The organism is Chryseobacterium rhizoplanae (genome assembly GCF_900182655.1).
Lineage (GTDB): Bacteria > Bacteroidota > Bacteroidia > Flavobacteriales > Weeksellaceae > Chryseobacterium > Chryseobacterium rhizoplanae.
In genome coordinates, this window is sequence record NZ_FXTC01000014.1 from 93472 (window position 1) to 114295 (window position 20824).

17 protein-coding genes and 1 tRNA gene are annotated in these 20824 nt (G+C 35.9%); 10 read left to right on the top strand and 8 right to left on the bottom strand.

The genetic code is table 11. The annotated features are described in order from the left end of the window. The first annotated feature begins 11 nt into the window (after positions 1-11). The 6 genes from FN817_RS21670 (at position 12) to FN817_RS21695 (ending at position 5414) form a co-directional block, all read left to right on the top strand. Positions 12-401 (top strand): HIT family protein, encoded by a 390-nt coding sequence (locus tag FN817_RS21670; protein ID WP_065401058.1) that lies wholly within the window; start codon positions 12-14, stop codon positions 399-401. A 68-nt stretch (positions 402-469) separates the two neighbouring features. Further along, positions 470-1657: an ATP-dependent Clp protease ATP-binding subunit ClpX gene (clpX, locus tag FN817_RS21675; RefSeq protein ID WP_047420145.1), complete on the top strand. Its 1188-nt coding sequence runs from the start codon at positions 470-472 to the stop codon at positions 1655-1657. Positions 1658-1731: 74 nt separating this feature from the next. Continuing rightward, a complete protein-coding gene (locus tag FN817_RS21680; RefSeq protein WP_142719737.1) occupies positions 1732-3711 on the top strand; it encodes a T9SS type A sorting domain-containing protein in 1980 nt (659 codons plus the stop codon). A gap of 6 nt (positions 3712-3717) precedes the next feature. Further along, positions 3718-3942, top strand: a complete 225-nt coding sequence (locus FN817_RS21685) for a signal peptidase (protein ID WP_142719738.1) — start codon at positions 3718-3720, stop codon at positions 3940-3942. Between the two features lie 61 nt (positions 3943-4003). Then, positions 4004-5296 (top strand): TlpA family protein disulfide reductase, encoded by a 1293-nt coding sequence (locus FN817_RS21690; RefSeq protein ID WP_142719739.1) that lies wholly within the window; start codon positions 4004-4006, stop codon positions 5294-5296. A gap of 44 nt (positions 5297-5340) precedes the next feature. Continuing rightward, positions 5341-5414: transfer RNA gene (locus FN817_RS21695), tRNA-Met, on the top strand. A gap of 387 nt (positions 5415-5801) precedes the next feature. Here the strand turns inward: FN817_RS21695 and FN817_RS21700 are convergent. The 8 genes from FN817_RS21700 to FN817_RS21735 form a co-directional block, all read right to left on the bottom strand. After that, positions 5802-7100: an HlyD family secretion protein gene (locus FN817_RS21700; protein ID WP_047420137.1), complete on the bottom strand. Its 1299-nt coding sequence runs from the start codon at positions 7098-7100 to the stop codon at positions 5802-5804. 45 nt (positions 7101-7145) lie between these two features. Then, a complete protein-coding gene (locus FN817_RS21705) occupies positions 7146-7340 on the bottom strand; it encodes a hypothetical protein (protein ID WP_142719740.1) in 195 nt (64 codons plus the stop codon). 60 nt (positions 7341-7400) lie between these two features. Further along, positions 7401-9596 (bottom strand): peptidase domain-containing ABC transporter, encoded by a 2196-nt coding sequence (locus FN817_RS21710; RefSeq protein ID WP_142719741.1) that lies wholly within the window; start codon positions 9594-9596, stop codon positions 7401-7403. 188 nt (positions 9597-9784) lie between these two features. After that, complete coding sequence (locus FN817_RS21715) at positions 9785-11299, bottom strand: thioredoxin domain-containing protein (RefSeq protein ID WP_142719742.1); 1515 nt, start codon at positions 11297-11299, stop codon at positions 9785-9787. A gap of 1117 nt (positions 11300-12416) precedes the next feature. Further along, a complete protein-coding gene (locus FN817_RS21720) occupies positions 12417-13478 on the bottom strand; it encodes a DUF3810 domain-containing protein (protein ID WP_142719743.1) in 1062 nt (353 codons plus the stop codon). After that, positions 13468-14913, bottom strand: coding sequence for an MFS transporter (locus FN817_RS21725; RefSeq protein ID WP_142719744.1), 1446 nt, complete (start codon positions 14911-14913; stop codon positions 13468-13470). The genes FN817_RS21720 and FN817_RS21725 overlap by 11 nt, the downstream gene beginning before the upstream one ends. Positions 14914-14943: 30 nt before the next feature. Further along, positions 14944-15681 (bottom strand): lysophospholipid acyltransferase family protein, encoded by a 738-nt coding sequence (locus FN817_RS21730; protein WP_142719745.1) that lies wholly within the window; start codon positions 15679-15681, stop codon positions 14944-14946. 3 nt (positions 15682-15684) lie between these two features. Next, positions 15685-16143, bottom strand: a complete 459-nt coding sequence (locus FN817_RS21735) for a GtrA family protein (RefSeq protein ID WP_142719746.1) — start codon at positions 16141-16143, stop codon at positions 15685-15687. A gap of 363 nt (positions 16144-16506) precedes the next feature. Here FN817_RS21735 and FN817_RS21740 point away from each other — a divergent pair, with 363 nt between their 5' ends. The 4 genes from FN817_RS21740 to ruvA all read left to right on the top strand — a co-directional run bounded on the left by FN817_RS21740 (position 16507) and on the right by ruvA (position 20778). Further along, a complete protein-coding gene (locus tag FN817_RS21740; protein WP_047373857.1) occupies positions 16507-16770 on the top strand; it encodes a hypothetical protein in 264 nt (87 codons plus the stop codon). A gap of 85 nt (positions 16771-16855) precedes the next feature. After that, positions 16856-17707, top strand: a complete 852-nt coding sequence (locus FN817_RS21745; RefSeq protein WP_142719747.1) for a BadF/BadG/BcrA/BcrD ATPase family protein — start codon at positions 16856-16858, stop codon at positions 17705-17707. Between the two features lie 16 nt (positions 17708-17723). Continuing rightward, on the top strand, positions 17724-20015 hold the full coding sequence (locus FN817_RS21750; protein WP_047420115.1) for an NADP-dependent malic enzyme: 2292 nt from the start codon (positions 17724-17726) through the stop codon (positions 20013-20015). A 178-nt stretch (positions 20016-20193) separates the two neighbouring features. Next, positions 20194-20778 carry a Holliday junction branch migration protein RuvA gene (gene ruvA / locus FN817_RS21755; protein WP_047420113.1) on the top strand — a complete coding sequence of 195 codons (585 nt, stop codon included), beginning with the start codon at positions 20194-20196 and terminating at the stop codon, positions 20776-20778. The last annotated feature ends 46 nt before the right edge of the window (positions 20779-20824 follow it).

The window sequence follows — 20824 nt, forward strand, 5'->3', positions numbered from 1 at the left end:
CTTCTGATAAAATGAGCACTATATTCACAAAGATCATCAATGGCGAGATTCCCTCTTATAAGATTGCAGAAAATGAAGACTTTATTGCATTCTTAGATGCAATGCCTCTGGTGAAAGGACATACGTTAGTAGTTCCGAAAAAAGAAGTGGATTTGATTTTTGATCTTGAAAGTGAAGAATACAAAAACCTTTGGGGATTTGCCCAAGAGGTAGCCAAGAAGATCAAAACTGCAGTTCCATGTGTAAGAGTAGGAGTAGCGGTAGTAGGGCTAGAAGTTCCTCATGCACACATCCATCTGATTCCTTTAAACAAGATGGAAGACATGAATTTTAGAAATGAAAGATTAAAATTAACGAACGAAGAATATACAGAGATTCAAAACTCAATTATTAATTCTTAACAATCAGAAAATCGTAAAAAAGTAATTTTTTACGATTTTCTTTAACATATACATATATATTATATCATATGAATTCCAACCAATGTTCTTTCTGTGGCAGAAAAAGAAATGAAGTACAGATGCTGATTTCTGGCCAGAATGGTTTTATTTGTGAAAATTGTATAGAGCAGGCACACGCTATTGTAAAAGATGGTGCATCCAAAACAGGATATTCACCTGCCGACAGTATGGCTGAACTTAAAAAGCCGAAAGAGATCAAAGAATTTCTTGATCAGTATGTGATCGGGCAGGATCAGGCAAAGAAGCAGCTTTCTATAGCTGTATATAATCATTATAAGAGATTACTCCACGCTCAGGATGAAAACAGAGAAGTGGAACTTGAAAAGTCGAACATCATTATGATTGGGGAGACAGGAACAGGTAAAACTCTTCTGGCAAAAACTATCGCCAGAGAACTGAATGTTCCTTTCTGTATCGTAGATGCTACTATTTTAACGGAAGCAGGATATGTAGGAGAAGACGTTGAAAGTATTCTGTCCAGACTTTTGATGGTAGCAGATTATGATGTGGAAAAAGCGGAGAAAGGAATTGTTTTCATTGATGAGATTGATAAAATTGCAAGAAAATCAGACAATCCAAGTATTACCAGAGACGTTTCCGGAGAAGGAGTACAGCAGGGATTACTGAAACTGCTGGAAGGAAGTATCGTCAATGTTCCGCCGCAGGGGGGAAGAAAACATCCGGATCAGAAATATATCCAGGTCAATACTCAGAATATCCTGTTTATTGCCGGTGGTGCTTTTGACGGGATTAAAGAGATTATCGAAAGAAGAATGAACAAGCAGGCGATAGGGTTCAGTTCTGAGAAAATCAATAAAACAGACGAAGACGAGTATATATTAACAAATATTAATGCAATTGATCTTCGTACTTTCGGATTAATTCCGGAACTTTTGGGAAGATTTCCAATCATCACTTACCTCGATAAACTCACGAAAGAGACGCTGGTAAGAATTATGAAAGAGCCAAAAAATTCAATTGTGAATCAATTTGTGGAGCTTTTCAAGATGGATGGTACAGATTTGGTAATAACAGATGGTGCAATTGAAAAAATCGTAGAGGAAACTATTGAAAAAGGATTAGGCGCAAGAGGGTTGAGAGGTACCACCGAAAAAGTTCTAGAAGACTATATGTTTTCAATAGGAGAGGACAAAGAGATCGTCTTGACGGAAGATAATGTTTTGATTAATAGATAAAATATTTTTTTTTTAAGAAAAATAATAATACCTTTGCGGGTGAAGATTGTATTAACACACAAATAATTTATACAATGAGAAAAAGTTTATTTGCTATAGGTCTTTTAGCAATTAGTTACTCTGTTCAGGCGCAGATACTATGTCATGTTGACACTAATGCTAATATGTATGTGAGCGAAGGCACCCTAGTTTATAGCGGTGGAGGTGTACAGACAAAAGGTAATGGTCTTTTGGATGTACATGGAAATGTTATGGTTGTAGGATCTGCTACAGATAGTTTTAAGACAATAGATGCTGCCGGAGCTGATAAAACTGACGGTGGAAATATCATCTTAAGGCTTAATACTCCTGGTTCTTTTGCTACTTCCACGTATGGTCAGCTGTACATTGACGGACTATCCCAATCCAATATTTCAGGTATTGTAACCAAAGAATACAGAACTACAAGTAACGGTAGCGGTAATTATTTCCAGCAAGTTGCTTTGCCTTTCTCTGGTAAAGCTTATAATTCATTATCCACTGAAGTTGGTAAAACTTTCAATACTGGAAGATATGACAATCCAATTCTTAAGTGGGATAATGCTAATGCTGTTTCTATTACTACCTTGAATCTAGCTCCTACCTCGACTACTTGGGATGCTTCAGGTTATTATATGCTTAAGGTTAAAAATAACGACTGGAATCCAAGTGCTCCTGCATCAGGAAACGTATTCAACATCAACGGGAAACCATATGCTCCATATGCGGGTGCTGTAACATTACAGAACGCAGGGAAATCTAACGTAGGAGCATCCAATGTTGTGTTCGGAACTAATGGTAATGCTCTAAACCAGTACAATGAGAAGTACAATACTTATCTTGATGACAGTTTTGAGTTTACTACAAACCCATGGTCCGGAACATTCGGGCAAAATTTCTATCAATTCGGAAACCCTTTCCTTACCAATTTAGATTTAGCTAACATCGGATATACTGAAAGTGTTACTGGATCTGACGGAAATGCAGTGAGAAATATCTGGGGTATTGAATATGACCCAGGTACCATCGTTACTCTTCCAAGTGGTTCTACTTATGCTACAGCTTCTAAAGTTGTTACTTTCTTACCTACAGGTGACGGAGTAGCTCCAGCTATTGGTGACGTAGACTTACTTGTAATCAAACCTATGCAGTCATTTAAAATAAAGTTAAGAGACAATACGGCTCAGACTTTAAATTTTAATACACTGAGAAGATTCAAATCAACTGCAAGAACAGCAGGTGTCAACTACGATGTAACAGCAGCTAAAATGTCTACTGGTAAGAATACAACCAATACTGTAAAACAGCTTGGTGTAATCGGTCTTGATGCTAATGGAAAAGAACTTTCCAGAACATACTATGTTGTTTCTCCAGGATTAACAACAGGGCACCAGATTTCTGCAGCAACTTCAGTTCAGTCTTCAGCTGGTAAAAATATCATCGGTACTTTTGAAGAATCTTTGAATGGTGGGTATGATAATAATAATACTAACTATTGGTTATATATTAACGAAGCTAATGAGAATAACTTCCAGGGGAAAAATGTTAAGTTAGTTAACTATTACCTTGATCAGGTGAAATCTTATAAATTCGAGATCAGAGAAAATGCAGCGCTAATCCCGGCTGGTGCACACCAGTTATCTTCAGGAATCGGGTTCTATTATAAAGCCGAAAACGGAAACTTAATAGAAGCTAAACAAGGAGATGTTGTAGCGGTAACAAATGAGGAAGCTAATTTGTATTATGGAGAACCAAGTAATATTACTTTAGCAGTAGAAAATAAAGCTGCTACTGCATCAAGAACACTTGTTGTTTATGATCCATCTATTACAAATTATATTGTCAGATTTGATCCAAAATGGAAAAAAGCAGACATCCAGGTTTATGATATGAGCGGTAAATTGGTAATCTCTAAAAAAGCGGTTGAAACATCAAGAGATTTTGTAATCGAGCTAGATGGCTCAGTTAAAAATTCATATGTTGTAAAAATCGTTTCTGACAAAGGAGAAACTGTTAACACTAAAATCTTAAAATAAACTACGATGAAAAAAACTATTAATAAACTAGTATTGGCATTTTTCCTGATTGTTGTATCTCTAGTAAATGCTGCTCCACCACAACCACAAGCAGCCCCAACAGGAAGTGGAAATGGAGGAAATGGTACCGGAGCACCTGCACCCATTGATATGTACGTATATATACTTGGTATTGTAGCAATTGCATTTATTGTTTACTTTACGAAAAAGTACAAGAGCGTAAAAGCATAAAATTTTATTAAAATAATATTAAACTCTCTGATTAATCAGAGAGTTTTTTTATTTTTACTCTATGAAAAAGATTTATACGCTCTCTGCGGTTTTAGCCGCATTTGCTCTGCAGGCTCAGTTTACAGTGACCATTCAGACTCCGGCAGACTTTAAAGATCAGGACGCTATTCTATATACATTAAACGGTTCAAAAGATATCATTGTTACTAAGGAACAGGGTAAGAATAGTGCATGGACTTTTAAATACCCAAGCAGCTATATGGGAATGATGAAAGTCTATTTCCCGGGCTCTAATAATACCGTAAGCTTTATTTCTGAAAATAAAAATGTCAACATTAAACTGGATATCCAGAATAATAAAGTTAAAGATGTTGCCTATCTGGATGAAGCGAATAACCTGATGAGTAAGCAGCAGGAAGGTTCCCAAAAGAAAGAGCTTATTTTGCCGGCTTTAGCACAGATCAAAGAATATTATAAAGACAATACGGACTTTGGAAAAGCACTGAAAATAGAGATCGACAGACTTTCCGGTACTTCCAGCTCTATTGATGCCGCTCAACATCCATTTATTACCTATTATAATACGAATTACAGTAAATTTGTTTCCCCTTCACAAGATGCTACCAAAAAAGTAGATCAGGAGGAAATAATCAACTTTCTGGACAAGTCAAATGATATGCTGGAGACGTCATCATTATTAAGACCAATATTGGTATCCTATCTGAACTCCGGAGGAAATACCAATGTTACTGCTTCTGTTGATAAACTTTTAGACCGATTAAAAGTGGAAACTCCAAGAGGGCAGACTGTTTTATCAGAACTGATCGATATTTTTGATGTATATGAGATGGATGAGTACAAGAGCAAATATTTGTCACTTGCCAAAAATCTTAAGTGTACCATCAACGACAGACTTGCTTCTACACTAAAATCGAATGCCAACATTGAAATGGGAGCTGCTTTCCCTAACTATAAGTTCCAGTCACCTGTAAATACTACCGCGAAGTCGTTATACGATATAAAGGCTGATAAAAAGGTTATTGTGTTTTGGTCATCCACATGCTCACACTGTGAAAGTGAACTACCGAAACTTCTGGAAAAATACAATGAACTGAAATCAAAGAATATTCAGGTTGTAGGGTTTTCTTTAGATGTTGACAAAAATTCTTATACTAAAAAGATTGCTGCATTTCCTTGGGTGAATGACTCGGAATTGAGAGGATGGAACAGTAGTTATACGGATATGTACAATATTCATGCAACTCCGACGTATTTTATTTTAGATGCTAACAATAAGATTATCAACAAACCAGATCATGTGGGAGATGTTTTGGAATATTTTAAGGTAAAATAATTTTGGAGGTAAAGAAATATTTTCTATATTTGCACCACCAAAACGGCGAGGTAGCTCAGTTGGTTAGAGCGCAGGATTCATAACCCTGAGGTCACGGGTTCAATTCCCGTCTTCGCTACAAAAAACCGCAATCATTGATTTAATGATTGCGGTTTTCATTTTTTAGAATAACTGAAAATCTATCTTTTTATTTTCTCCCAATTTTTTCATTATCATCTTTCAATAGAAAATTAAGGGAATGATCCGGCTTTTGAGCTTATCCTACTCTTTATCGAAATGTTTTTAAGATAGAAGGTTATTATTTCCCTTGTATTCGCTTTCTTACAGGCTTTTTTTGATAGATCTGTTTATTTATGATCTTAGATCCGCTTTTGCCTGTAAAAGCTGTAATCAATGAACTTTACTAATTGGATATGTTGAAAGTGTAACTAATCTAAAAAAACCATTAAAAAAAGCCGTTCTACAATCTGTACAACGGCTTTTATTTTTTTATCTAAATTCTTTATCAGACCTGGTATCCAAGAAGCTTTCTGATTTGATAGAAGAATCTTTCAATCAATCGGAGATCTTGCGTTACGATCTCTGCGCTGCCTCTGAGTTCTTTATCGAATGTAAGCGTTTTGTTATAGCTGGTTTTTAATCCTTTTGGCAAAATAACATCTACGTAATAGTTACCTTTATCATCAGGAATAAGAGAGATATTCTGTACTTTTCCTTCGATGATTCCGTACTCCTGGAATCGGTAGTTGTCAAGTTTAATCAATACTTTTTCACCAGGAATTATTTTTCCTGAGTTGGTTGTAGGAACAGACATTCTGCCTACCAGCTGCTCTTTATTTTTAGGAAGGATAGAAAGGATAGGTTCACCCACTTTTACAAACTGATTTTCACCAAAAAATTGCTGGAAGCTGGCAATACCATCCGTAGATGATATGACAAGGTAATTCAGTTCCCACTGTTTTAAAGATTTTCTCAGTTGCTCCAGGAGCTGTAAAGTTTGTGAAGAGTATGTAATTCTGTCTTTTTCTGTGTTAATTGCGGTTCCGCTTTTAGTTTTGTTAAGATTGGAAATACCCTCATCCATTTGTGAAATGGTGATGTTAAGATTTTCAAGATTTTGCTGGGCCTGAAGATATTTGATCTTTTCATTTTCAAGTTCCATAGCTGAAATAACTCCCTGATTGAAAAGTTCCTGAGACCTGTTGAAGTTTTTCTTGGTCAGATCATATTTTATAGACTCCAGGTTTTTCTGTTGTTTTAAGGTAGCTATTCTTACGCGGTATTCAGAAATACTCTGATTGGCTGCCAGGTTTTCCGGAGCATAAGGTTGTAATCTTGTAAAAAGGGCTTCATCCTGAAATGCTTTTGCAAAACTGTTGTATTCGCCCTGTAATTCTCCCAATTTGAACCTTGAAGCCTGGGCAAGAGGGAAGTTATATAAATTATCAGGAGTAATGGAGTCTATCAGCTTTTTAAGCTCTAGAATGTCCTTATAATTGGCCGCAGACTGCATGACCATCAGAACATCATTCTTTTTAACTTCCTGGTGGTCTTTTATGAATATTTTTTCAATTTTGGAACTTGTCCTTGCTTCGATCTTCTCCGGAGGATTCTGTGAAGTTACAATAATAGGTGCCGGTACAAACTCCGGATATTTTATAATGTAACTCATTAAGAGAATCAACAGGAGAATAATAAATATAACGGTATTTCCCCAGCGTATCATCCAATGAGGAGGCTGGGTAAGAATATCCTGTACGCTTTCTGAGCGGAGTTCAATATTGTCTAAAACGTCTTCTTTCATTTTTCTAAGATAAAATTTCCCCCAATATTTCAGGGGGAATATAATTTAACCAAATGGGCAATTCCCGTCGTACCACGATGGTGGTGAAGTATCTGCATCCGGTGGACATGCAATATGATGGACACGGCATGGCATCCAGCTGCCAAGACACCAGGAACCACAACAATTGTTGTCCGGAATAACTACACCTCCGCTGACAAATGCCAGATCTTTTCTCGAAAGTTTTTTTAGATTTTTCATGATTAAAATTAGTTTTTGTTTTTCCTACTCTATAAGCTTTTCGGTTACGCTATAGGTTTACTAGCTTCCTAATTCAAGCTGGTTTCTTACAAGCCTGTAATATTCTCCTCTTAAATCTACAAGGTCTGCATGACTGCCTTCTTCTACAACTTTCCCCTGATCCAGCACAATGATTTTATCCGCATGTCTTACTGTAGAAAGTCTGTGGGCAATAACTACCGCTGTTTTTCCTTTGAAGAACTGTTCAAGGTTTTCCATGATCACTTTCTCGTTATTGGCATCCAGTGCTGATGTAGCTTCATCAAACAAAATATATTCAGGAGATTTATAAACGGCTCTTGCAATGAAGAGTCTCTGTTTCTGACCACCGCTGACTCCAACACCTTCATTTCCGATTTTCGTATTATAACTTAATGGGAGACTTTCAATAAATTCTTTGATATTCGCTATTTCTACAGCACGTCTCAGTTTCTGTTTGTCAATATGATCTTCACCTACAGCAATGTTATTGGCAATAGTATCGTTGAATACATAGCCTTCCTGCATTACCACTCCGCAATGATCTCTCCAGTATCTTGGCGAAATATTCTTCATATTGGTGCTTCCGATTCTGATTTCACCCTGATCAGGGTCATAAAACTTCATTAACAGTTTCAACAGGGTTGTTTTTCCACTTCCACTGGCTCCCACAATAGCTGTAGTCTGCTGATAAGGAATTGTAAGGCTTAAATTCTCAAAAACCGGAACATCAGAACCAATATAGCGGAATGACATATCTCTGATCTCGATGTCTTTCTTTGGAACATCTGTAACGTACTGCTCATTTTTATCTTCCTCATCATCTTTATCATGAATCTCTCCTAATCTTTCAAGGGAAATCTTAGCATCCTGAGTCTGCTTGATAAAGTCGATAAGCTGAAGAAGAGGGCTGTTCAGCTGTCCAATGATATATTGTACAGAAAGCATCATCCCTAAAGTAAGGTTACCGCTTAAAACCAGTTTTGCAGAAAGGAAACTTACCAGAATATCTTTCATCTGGTTGATAAAGTTCCCTCCAACAGACTGCCATTGCTCTAATGAAAGAGATTTTATTCTGATTTTAAACAGTTTTACCTGAAGAAATTCCCAGTCCCACCGTTTTTGTTTTTCAGCATTATGCATTTTGATTTCCTGCATACCGTTGATAAGCTCAATCACTTTACTTTGTTCCTGAGAGACCTGTGAGAACCTTTTGTAATCAAGTTCTTTTCTTTTTTTCAGGAAGAAACTGATCCAGCCAATATACAATACCGCTCCAACAAGGTATACAATGAATAATCTGTAATCATAAAACAGCAATACAATACTGAAGATGATAAGATTCACCAGGGAAAATAAGGTATTTAACGATGAGCTGGTAAGCAGCTGTTCGATTCTGTGGTGGTCATTGATTCTCTGCATGATGTCTCCTGTCATCCTTGTATCAAAGAAGCTTATAGGAAGCCTCATAAGTTTGATGAAGAAATCGGAGATGATGGAAATATTAATCCTTGCTGAAAGATGGAGAAGAATCCAGCTTCGTATGGTTTCTATTCCCATTCTTCCGAGGAACAGCATAATCTGTGCAAGTAAAACTACATAGATAAAATTAATATCCTGGTTCTGGATACCCACGTCTACAATACTTTGGGTAAGAAACGGGAATATAAGGGATAATAAACTTCCTCCCAGAAGCCCTATGGCCAGCTGGATGACAAGTGTTTTATATTTAAGGAGATACTTAGAAAGAAACGTAAAACTGGCCTTACTTTCTTCAGCATCAAATTCTGTCTGGAAAAATGCAGGAGTTGTTTCAAGAATCAGAACAATTCCTTCTTCTGTATTTTCGTTTGCATTTTCTCCGATCCAGGATTTGATAAACTCTTCTCTTGTATAAGTGATCAGCCCATAACTGGGATCCGAAATATATACTTTATTATTTTTGTCAATTTTGTATACCACAACAAAATGGTTTTTATTCCAGTGTGCTATACAAGGGAAAGGAACCTCTTCTGTAAGGGTATTGAAATCAATCTGGACTCCCATTGACCGGAATCCGAGGTTTTCTGCTGCATCGCTTAGTCCAAGAAGGCTGCTTCCTTCACGTGTTGTTTCGGAAAGGTTACGGATCTGCTGCAGGGATATACTTTTACCATAATACTTACTTACGATCCTGAGACATGTAGGGCCGCAGTCTTTGGTATCTGGTTGCTTATAAAAAGGAAACTTTTTTTTCAAAATTACTAGTCATTATAAAATGCCGTCAACGGGTGACGACATTTACTTTAATTCAATTATATTTCAATGAAATGGTAAACCGGAAATAGTCCCATGGTCACTGTTTTTCTACTCTTTTTACATCTTGTCAGATGTGGTTTTTGTTTTTCCTAAGATAGTGAAATTTTCAAATGAATAATATTTATTTACTAAATCTCATCATCTTCTATTAATTCATCAATAAAGAACAAAATATCTTCACGATCATACTTGTCAGGGAATTGGTATCCGTTGATGATAAAAATAGGGGTGAAGTTTAATCCTGCGTTACTGTTTTCAATAGACATCTCAACTAGCGGACTCAGGTTTTCCGATGTTACATTTCCTCCGGAAAGAGCATTGATTTTACTTTCGTCCTTAGTTTCAAACCATTCTTCTACAGCGTGTAGAAACTCTTTTTCAGGCTTGTTATAATAGATATGAGTTAAGTCTGAAATAAGTTGAGTATACTTTTCAGGAGCTCTTTCAGGGCTGTAATTAAATCTCATTTGTAAAGAGATATTATCAGGATATTTTTCCAAAAGACCTTCTGCCAGTTTATGAGCATCTTTACAGAAACCACAATATGGATTGGAAACGATAGAAATGCGAAGTTTAGCGTCATTTTTTCCAACAGCAAAAGTTTCAGTATTCTGGAATTCGATTTTTGGATTCTGTTCCATCTGATTTTTGAAAAGCTCATAATTTCTTTTGAATCTAAGGTTTTTTGCATTAGACTTTTGAAGAGCCTCTTTTTGCTCAAGAAGAGTATTAAAATAAATAACAGCAGAGAATACCAGAGCCCATAGAATACCAGTTAATAAAAGTGTTCCCACACTGAAAGAAAGGTTCTCAAAAAATAAACTGCTTACTACTATCTGTGCAACAAGGATTGAAATAATCAAAAGGCAAACTCTGCAAAACGTTTTTTCTACAAAAGCCTGAATGTATAGAGAATACCCTATGGCAAGGACAGAAACAAAGGTAAATCCTTTTACAATATAAGCTGTAGCCGGTAAAAATAATCCCAGCACTGCAAGTCCTGCAAAATAGATCAGAGAAAAGTCTGCAAACTTTAAACCCAGAATACTGGTCTTATCCTGCTTTATAATTTTATCACATGAGTTGGCTGTCTGGCTGGCAGCAGCACTTCCGCCACCGCAGATACTTCCGATTACAGTAGATGTATTTCCGAATTTCTGATTGAAGATTTCCAGTGAAATATAAACTCCAGCCAAAGAAAGAAGATTGAATAAGGCTTCATAAATGGATTGGCTTATCAATGAGTAAACAAGAACAGCGGCAAAAATTAAATAAAGAACCGGTTTGAAATTGAAGGCCAGTTTATTTTCTGCATTTTCGGTTTTTTCAAATAATAGTACAAAATCAGTTGATTTGGTATAAAGTTCTTCTTTACCGAAGGTTTTTGCTTTTTCTGAGTATACTGAATAATTGCTACCTGACTTTTTTACGAGAGAAAATGAATTTTCAACAATGGCAATAAATTCTTCCGGAAGTTCATCCCAATATTCTTTGTCAAGTTCATAAGCATCATTTTTCACCCCCATAAAGTTAAGCGTGTCACTGAAAGCCAACGCAGATGGATAATTGGGATGTGAGTTGAACTGGAAAATAAATTCCTGTTTATCTAGTTTTAGGTGGTTAATTAGTTTGTCAAAAATCATGTTAATATTTTTATCTAAAATACACAGATGTTTTAAATATACAAAAATTTTTTTCTTTTATTAGTGAGATATAAATGACTGTAGGTAGATTTGATTTGACTTTCAATATTTTATTTCACAAAATTTGAGTTCCAAATTTTATCCTGAGATATGATATTCTCATAAAATTTTATGGCTTATCACTGCTTTAGAGTAAAATTTATTCATAGAATTTAAAGCAAAGAGTTTTAGCTGGGAATAATGAATTTTCAGATGAATTATTTTTGAGGTAAGGTCCAGCTCCCGCAGGCAGGTATTTTAAAGTTTTCATGGATATAGTTTTACATAAAATTTTACCTGCGGGAAACAATGGAGCCTTGCTTTTGTAACAAAGTGTATTGTGTTTTTACCTGGAGCAAAGATGCGTCTGTAGGCTTCATAATCCAAGAAAAGTATGTCGGAATTGACAAATTTTGGGTTCTTTATTTGCCGGATTAAAATTGGATTTTTAAAGTAGTGTGTTGATTTGTAGTGTTTTGGTGTTGGGTGTGTGAAATATTATAAAAAGCTAAAAAATGTAATATTGTGCCTTTAAAGAATATATACAAAGGATCTTTTTTATGTTTTCCTGTTGATTTTTTGCAGGGGAGTTTATACCTTTCTCACGTTATCTGAAAATTCCTGTTTAAAAAAATGGAAAAATTGAAACAATAAGTCTATTATTTTCTGATCAAAATATCTTGAAATTTTTGAATATAAATAGTAGAAATATACCATCAAATATAGCAGATAACTCCAATTTTTAAAACGGTAAAAACAGGGTAAAAACCGAATATTTTTTATTTAAACAAATGTTTGATTCTATGGTGATTTAATAGGCTATACGGGCTTAAATGGTGTTTTTCATATCAAATAATAGTATTGATTGCGATTTGTAATGATGTAGTGTAAACTCAAAAAAACTTAAAAAATCATAAAGTTTTCATAAAGTTTTAAAAAAGGATGTAAATGTTTTTGTATTTATAAAATATGTCGTACTTTTACATCGCCTTGAATGAGGGAACAAGTCAAGGTAATAAATTTTTTTTCATCATTTGTGTTTTTAGAATCGTATCGCCTGATACGATTCTTTTTTTATTTATTTTTCATAGTTTAAGAGAAGATCTATAAAGTAAGAATAGGTGACAGAGCCTTCCTGCTGATTGCTTTTCAGAAAGAGATTATTGGTGTATCCAAAAAAGTCATCCAGCCAACCCTGATGGCTTAGCACAAAGCTTTTTTCATACAGCCGGTCTCTTTTCATGGCAGGAGAGTATTGATGAAGAACCTTCTTGACGAACTCCGGATCTTCCTCCACAATGAATCTTAAAAGGCTTTTTAAAGTGAAAAACTCAGTACTATATCTTAATTCCTTATTACTGGAATGAACTCCTATTAAATACCCCACAAAATTAGCCTCCTGTTCTCTGGCAAAACCAAGCTGATGGGAACTTTCATGAGCGGTTGTGAAAGGGATGAATGTAGAAGGTAATTCAGCGTTATACTGAGCTTCAGCAGTAAAAGGATTGTAATATCCCAAAATACCAGTAAAACTCATTACATTTTTGAATAAGCTGGGTTTAATATCCAAAATCTGAGGTGCCTTTTTATTGGAAATATAAGAAGGTAATTTTGCCTGTTGATGCAGGATTTCCTTTTGTATAGAAATAAGATTCGTAATGATGAACACGCCTTTGTTATCTTCACGGACTGCCTGCCTGGTTGCTTTGCATTTTTCGAGATAAGCAAGAGCCAGTTTCTTGGCTTTTTCCATATCCGGCTCTTTCTGGCTGGAAAGTTTCTTAATAACAGGAGTCTGGAAATACAGCATTCCCCAAAAGATCTGATAGATAAAGTAAAAAATATTAATGATGATCAGAATCCTGAGCATAGAATCATGTCTCCGATGCTTTCTGAACAGCAGGATGAAATAATATAGAAGAAAAGCACCCAGTACAATATATATAAGATCTCCCATAGAAAATGGAATCCAGCTGAACAATGCCTGGTGCGTTTCTTTTTGAAGTTCAAAAAAGTTTTCAAAAAACGAGATCATCACCCCGGATTTTGAGCAGACATAAAACAAAAGAAATTGGGCAAGTAATACACCTGCCCAAAACCTTTTCTTTTTATATATTGTTTTCGTTATATTAATGACCATTGCCTTTAGATATTTTATCAAGATCAATGCCCTGGGCTTTTAGAATCCCACTCACACGGATCGCATAGAATGCAAGATAAGCAAAACAAATAACCCCTACGATATAACTGAAATGAATATTCGTAATATCTGCAATATACCCCTGTATAATGCTGACGATACCTCCACCCATAATCATCATAATAAGTAATCCTGAACCCTGGTTAGTATGCTTTCCAAGTCCGTTGATTGCTAATGCGAAAATACAAGGCCATAACGTAGAGCAGAAAAGACCTACACTGGTAAATGCATACACAGATACCATTCCCGTAGTGAACATTCCTATCAATAGAGCGGTAATCCCAGCCAATGAGAAGATCAAAAGCATTCTTGCCGGATTTCCTTTACTTAAGATATCACAAATAATCATTGCAATAATAATGAATCCGTATACATAGAATGGAGACAGATCATGCTTTGCAATAGCATTCACAAGTAAAAATACGCCAAATGCAAGATAAGGAGCTAAGAACCTTAAGACCTTTTTGAATCCGGCATTCACATCAAATGCTTCTATAGCACCTGTCCAACGGCCGATCATCAATGATGCCCAGTATAAAGAAATATAAGGAGCTACATCTTTGGTTTCAAATCCTAAGTTTTTTTCCATATAAGCCGGAAGATTACTGGCCGTGGAAACCTCTACTCCTACATACACGAAGATCGCAATCATTCCCATCACCAATTGAGGATATTGAAATGCTGATTTTCTGTGCTCACCCGGAACTGAATCGTCTGTATTTTCAGTATTCGTTGGAGTTACAGCAGGAAGAGAAGAAAATTTAAGCATTAAAGCTACAAGAGCAAAAGCTGCTCCTAATATCAGATAAGGAGTTTTTACACTTTCTATACTCGCTTCCGTGTTGCCTGCACTTGCAGAACCAAAAATGGCAAATGCAACAATAAGCGGTCCTATTGTAGTTCCTAAATTATTGATTCCCCCAGCCATTGTTAACCTCTGAGATCCTGTTTCTGTAGGACCTACTTCAATAGCAAGCGGGTTGGCAACAATCTGTTGAAGAGAGAATCCTAAACCTACAATAAATAATCCGGAGATCATTAGAGGGAAAGAATGCATATTGGCAGCCGGGTAAAATAATAAGGTTCCCAATGCGGAAATCAGAAGTCCCACAATAAGGCCGTTTTTATACCCTATTTTATTGATCAAATCCTGTTTCAGGCTCTTTGACACAATCATATAAATTAAAGAGCCTACAGTATACGCTACATAAAAGCATATCTGTACCAGCATACTTTCAGTTTGGGATAGATTGAAGGCTTTTTGAAAAACAGGGATCAGAATATCATTACTGGCTGCTACAAATCCCCAAAAGAAGAATACAGTAACCAATGGAATGAATTGGGCCCAATTGGTTTGTTTAGAATAATTTGACATATTTATTATAGATTTCACAAACAAATATAACTATTTCCTTTCAACGGAATACCTGATTAAGGTTTTTTTTATTTCTTCGTAAGCCTTTGCCTTTGAGTCTTTTGGCGAATCGGTAGGCTCAATGATTCCGTTGAAATACACCTTTACTCTTCCGGGATAGCCTTTTGAGTTTTCAAAAGGGAACATTTCCTTGAGTCCGATAAAGGTATAAACAGCAATAGGAGAGTTATGTTTTGAGGACAGCATAAACGCTCCGTCCTTAAAATCATCAAGGATGATAGAAGTGTCGTCCGGTACACCGCCTTCAGGAAAAATGGCAATACTGTTGCCTTCCTCCATCTTTTCAGCGCATCTGCGGTATACATCAGCACGGCTTTTGGCACTCGTTCTGTCTACCATGACACATATCCTCTTATAAATGGTTCCGAAAATAGGAATTTTTACCAGTTCTTTCTTCCCTACAAAACATATCGGATGATCGGGAAATACAATGCAGGTAAGCATTATATCCATGATGGATGTATGATTGGAGATAAAAACATAAGGTATGCTTTTATCTTTCTCCTGTTCTGAAAGTTTAATGAGGTCATATCGGAAACCCATACCGTAGAACATCCCGAAACACCACATCCTCACAAGTTTATAAGCGTACTTATAATGCTTTTTGTTAAAAGATAAAATATAGACAGGGATCCCGATAGTAACTGTCAGAAAAAATGCCAACAGCAGCAGCCAGAATCTCCAGAGATAATTTAAAATTTTTGTCACAGCCTAACCGTTAAAAATTACTTTCTTCTTTATCGAATAATTCAGAATGGAAACCAGCAATATTGCTGCAATTTTACTGATCATTTCCGGGCTCAAGGTATAAAAAAATAAATTGATATTATCTTTAAATATAAAACTGTAAAAGATCTGGAAAAAACCTAGGCTGAGTAATGTTGAAAAGAAAGAGACCACCATAAAATAAACAAACTCTTTTTTCTTTGAGTGTTTTCCTCTTTCAAATACAAACCAGATACTCAGGAAATAATTGGTAATAATCCCGCAGCTCGTAGAAAAAATGTTGCTTAAAGGATAATGTACACCATGGAAGTTGATTTCTTTTGCAAAGAAATGTGGAAGATAGGTGCTGAAAATCTTAAAGCTGCCTATTTCTACAATAGCACTCAGTCCTCCTGCAATGATGAAGAACAGAACCTGTTTCTGGCGTAAGAGTATTTCTTTCATGTAATGAATATAAAAACTAAATATATAAATACATATTGTATATAGACTGAAATGATTTATATCTCAGAATATAAAGCCTTTAGTGTATCCTGGTTGTTAATAACCGTTTTAGAATGCCAATAATGTTAAACTTCACAATATGAGTATGCAAATTTATAACTATATGTTAAACACTGAAAAAAGTTGTTAAAATATTTTTTTTAATTAAAATTATTTCTAATTTTAATATTCAGAATGATGTAATAATGACCTGATAATAAATTCATTTTCAACTTCTTGTGTTGATGGTTTTTTCTATCTTGTAGTGCACGATTAAGCGCATATACCCCTACATTTTATGACCCAATTATTAATAATATTTGTATGAAAAGTCAAAACAAATACAGAAAATTCCAGCTTCAACAGAAAAATATTGAGGCTCTTGAGAAAGAAAATTCCCGCTTCAAAAGAGTGTATTCAGAATATGAAAATATGTCAGATGAATTGTGGAATCTTGAAAACTCCAAAGGAGAACCGGTGCCTGATGATTTTATCAATGCTATGGTACTACAGACTTCCTATCTGGAAGATGAAATAGAAGATTGGCTGTTACAATTCAACGAAAAAAAAACACAGATTAAACATTAATGATTTTAGACAGCTTCCAGGTTGTTTATAAACGCTAATTGAAGATAAATTCCTAATTTAGCATCCTTAAATTAAAATCTAAAATATGGTTGCTATTGTAGATAGTGGTTCTACTAAAACGGATTGGGTAATACTTGATGACTTTAAGAAAGTTTTTCTGAAAACAGAAACAATCGGTTTCAATCCGAATTTTATCAACAGAGAACTTATCGCTCCTGAAATACAGAAAAATAGCAATCTGATATCGGTTAAAAATTCAATTACTAAGGTCTTTTTTTATGGTTCCGGATGCGGTGTGAAAAAAAACTGTGAAACTATAGAAGAAGAACTGGCAAAAGTTTTTGGAAAAGCGGAAATTATTGTGAAGGAAGATCTGATGGCTGCAGCTTATGCAGCATACAGCGGAAAACCTGCTATCGTGTGCATTCTTGGCACAGGATCAAATTCCTGTTTTTTTGACGGTGACAATCTGAAGATAGAATTACCTTCTCTGGGATTCCTGATCGGGGACGAAGGAAGCGGAAGTGCTATCGGAAAGCAATTGGTACGCAGATATTTCATGAAAAAACTGCCTTCAGACCTTCATACAGAATTTGAAGCCAACTATCAGCTTACCGTAGAAGATGCATTGAAAAATATGTATCATACCCCAAGACCAAATGCATATTTGGCAAACTTTACCAAATTTGTAATCGAAAGAAAAGATCATCCTTATTTCAGGGATATGGTGTTTGAAGAAATGAAAAATTTCTTTGAATATCAGGTTCTACCTTATGAGGAAGCAAGAGACGCCGAGATCAATTTCATAGGCTCTATTGCTTATTATTATGAAAATATACTACGTTCTGTAGCTACAGAACTTAATTTAAATGTGGGACATGTAGTTCAGAAACCAATTGAAAGCTTAGTAGATTACCACATTAAATACATACTTTAACAAAAAACAAAATTTTATGTCAAGTAACAACAATCGTGACGAAAAGAACTTTAGCCAGGCAGCGCTGGATTATCATAAAGCAGAACCCAAAGGAAAAATTGAAGTAATCCCTTCAAAGCCGCACTCTTCCCAAAGAGACTTATCATTGGCCTATTCTCCGGGAGTAGCTGTTCCTTGTATGGAAATTCATGATAAGCCGGAAACTGTTTATGATTACACAGGAAAAGGAAACCTGGTAGCAGTAATTTCTAACGGTACTGCCGTACTTGGACTGGGAGATATCGGTGCTGAAGCTTCAAAACCGGTAATGGAAGGGAAAGGACTTTTGTTCAAGATCTTTGCAGATATCAACGTATTTGATATTGAGATCGACGAGAAAGATCCGGACAAATTTATCGAAATTGTAAAAGGAATTGCTCCTACTTTCGGAGGAATCAACCTTGAAGATATTAAAGCTCCTGAAGCTTTTTATATAGAACAAAGGCTGAAAGAGGAATTGAATATTCCTTTGATGCACGACGACCAGCACGGAACCGCAATTATCTCAGCAGCAGCACTAATCAACTCTCTGCAGATTGCCAATAAAGATATTGATAAAGTGAAAATGGTAGTCAATGGAGCAGGTGCAGCAGCTATTGCATGTACTAAGCTTTATATTTCATTGGGACTGAAAAAAGAAAACGTCCTGATGTGTGACAGTAAGGGGGTTATCAATCATAAAAGAGAAAACCTTACTCCAGAAAAATTAGATTTCATTGCTCAGACAGATATTGAAACATTAGAAGACGCTGTAAAAGGATCTGATGTTTTCGTTGGATTATCTAAAGGAAATGTAATGACCCCGGAAATGTTGTTAAGCATGAACGAAAATCCTATCGTATTTGCATTGGCTAACCCTGATCCGGAAATTGCTTATGATCTTGCCATTGAAACGCGTAAAGATGTAATCATGGCAACAGGAAGAAGTGATTATCCTAACCAGGTAAACAACGTATTAGGATTTCCTTATATCTTCCGTGGTGCATTGGATGTACAGTCTACAGGAATTAATGAAGAAATGAAACTGGCTGCCGTACACGCGATTGCAGATTTAGCAAAAGAACCGGTACCGGAAGCTGTAATTTTAGCATACAACGTTCAGAACCTGCAGTTCGGAAGAGATTACTTCATTCCGAAGCCGTTTGATAACAGACTGATCACAAAAGTGTCAAGTGCTGTAGCAAAAGCAGCCATTGAAAGTGGGGTTGCAAGAAAAACCATTACGGATTTCGAAGAATATGAGCACCAGCTTTTAGACAGAATGGGAAGAGATGAGAGACTGGTAAGAATGATGCAGAGCCGTGCCAAATCCAATCCGAAAAGAATCACTCTTGGAAATGCTGAAGAATATAATGTTTTAAAAGCAGCTCAGATCCTTTATGAAGAAGGGATTGCGTTCCCAAGTCTTTTAGGGGATAAAAAATACATCAAGGAGCAGATGGAGCGTTACGGAATTACACTGGATGTTCCAATCATTGATCCAAGCGATGACGATCAGAAAGAAAACAGAAAAAAATACAGAGAAACCCTTTGGAAACTTCGTCAGAGAAAAGGAATGAACGAGTACAAAGCGAAGAGATACGTTCGTCAGAGAGATTATTTCGGACCTTTGATGTTGAGACACGGTGATACAGATGGTCTTATCGTAGGATTCTCTAAAAACTATACTTCAGTTTTACGTCCTGTTTTAGAAGTTATTGAAAAAGATAAAGGAGTAGATAAAGTAGCAGCAATGATGATGATTCTGTCTGAAAAGAAACCTATTTTCTTCGCAGATACTTCCATCAATCAGAATCCTACCTCAGAAGATCTTGTAAATATTGCTAAAATGGCAGAATTTACGGTGAAGTCTTTTGCTATAGAACCAAGAATTGCGATGCTTGGATTTGAAAACTTCGCTGCCATTTCTGAAACTTCCAAAAAAGTAGCTAAAGCAGTGAGCATCCTGCATGAGAAATATCCTAAAATGGTTGTAGACGGTGAGATTCAGCCGGATTTTGCAATGAATGCTGATCACCTGAGCGATTATCCATTCTCAAAATTAGGAACAACTCCGGCCAACACTTTCATCTTCCCGAATCTGGAAAGTGCGAACCTTTCTTACAAAATTATAAGAGGAATGAAAGTAGCACAGGTTATCGGGCCTATCCTGATGGGACTTAAACAGCCGGTACACGTTCTTCAGATGCGTTCAAGCGTAGATGAAATTGTAAACCTTGCTACGATTGCCGTTCTTGATGCTCAAAGAAGAGAAAAGAAATCAATCTAAAAATTGAGATCGTGATTAACCGTGTTGAGATAATAAAAGACTCCATATTTTGGAGTCTTTTGCTTTTATGTTAATTCATTGAATTCTTATTTGAAATTTAAGTTAAAAATCATTCGCACGTTAAATGAAAACATTAATTAGTTTAAATTGCTATATTTGGGAGTTTTAAAAATTAATAATGATATTTTCTTTACAAGGCAACGTTCAAGAACTTACGCCTACCTACGCTGTCATCAATGTACAAGGAGTTGGTTACTACGTGGGAATCAGTTTGATGACCTCACAGACGCTGGTTTTGAATCAGCCGACTTTTCTATTTATCCAGCAGATCATCCGTGAAGATGCCCATCTTCTCTTCGGATTTAACACACGTTCAGAAAAAGAAATGTTCAATCTGTTAATAAGCGTTAATGGAGTGGGTGCTGTTTCAGCATTGATTCTGCTGTCCACATTGAGCCTTGATGAGATCGCTTCTGCAATCCTTTCCGGAAACAGTGCATTGATTCAAAAAGCTAAAGGAATCGGTGCAAAAACTGCTGAAAGAATTATCGTAGATCTTAAAGATAAAGTACAGAAATACAGTGATCCGAACGCGAATATTTCTGTGATGGTGGATAATAAAATTAAGGAAGAATCGTTATCTGCATTAGAAGTTTTAGGGATTCCTAAACGAGCGAGCGAGAAGATTGCAGATAAAATTATAAAACAAAATCCAAGCATCTCAGTAGAAGAATTGGTTAAACAAATCTTAAAAAACATTTAACATTTGGTGGCGAATATTAAGCATCTTAACATATTTTTGTTCCTGT

Excerpts from the sequence above, each read along its gene's own strand:
- FN817_RS21745 (WP_142719747.1), top strand. The coding sequence starts at position 16,856 with ATGGTTGCTATTGTAGATAGTGGTTCTACTAAAACGGATTGGGTAATA.
- FN817_RS21705 (WP_142719740.1), bottom strand. The coding sequence starts at position 7,340 with ATGAAAAATCTAAAAAAACTTTCGAGAAAAGATCTGGCATTTGTCAGC.
- FN817_RS21670 (WP_065401058.1), top strand. The coding sequence starts at position 12 with ATGAGCACTATATTCACAAAGATCATCAATGGCGAGATTCCCTCTTAT.
- FN817_RS21690 (WP_142719739.1), top strand. The coding sequence starts at position 4,004 with ATGAAAAAGATTTATACGCTCTCTGCGGTTTTAGCCGCATTTGCTCTG.
- FN817_RS21680 (WP_142719737.1), top strand. The coding sequence starts at position 1,732 with ATGAGAAAAAGTTTATTTGCTATAGGTCTTTTAGCAATTAGTTACTCT.
- FN817_RS21750 (WP_047420115.1), top strand. The coding sequence starts at position 17,724 with ATGTCAAGTAACAACAATCGTGACGAAAAGAACTTTAGCCAGGCAGCG.
- FN817_RS21725 (WP_142719744.1), bottom strand. The coding sequence starts at position 14,913 with ATGTCAAATTATTCTAAACAAACCAATTGGGCCCAATTCATTCCATTG.
- FN817_RS21740 (WP_047373857.1), top strand. The coding sequence starts at position 16,507 with ATGAAAAGTCAAAACAAATACAGAAAATTCCAGCTTCAACAGAAAAAT.
- FN817_RS21735 (WP_142719746.1), bottom strand. The coding sequence starts at position 16,143 with ATGAAAGAAATACTCTTACGCCAGAAACAGGTTCTGTTCTTCATCATT.
- ruvA (WP_047420113.1), top strand. The coding sequence starts at position 20,194 with ATGATATTTTCTTTACAAGGCAACGTTCAAGAACTTACGCCTACCTAC.
- FN817_RS21685 (WP_142719738.1), top strand. The coding sequence starts at position 3,718 with ATGAAAAAAACTATTAATAAACTAGTATTGGCATTTTTCCTGATTGTT.
- clpX (WP_047420145.1), top strand. The coding sequence starts at position 470 with ATGAATTCCAACCAATGTTCTTTCTGTGGCAGAAAAAGAAATGAAGTA.
- FN817_RS21715 (WP_142719742.1), bottom strand. The coding sequence starts at position 11,299 with ATGATTTTTGACAAACTAATTAACCACCTAAAACTAGATAAACAGGAA.
- FN817_RS21720 (WP_142719743.1), bottom strand. The coding sequence starts at position 13,478 with ATGGTCATTAATATAACGAAAACAATATATAAAAAGAAAAGGTTTTGG.
- FN817_RS21700 (WP_047420137.1), bottom strand. The coding sequence starts at position 7,100 with ATGAAAGAAGACGTTTTAGACAATATTGAACTCCGCTCAGAAAGCGTA.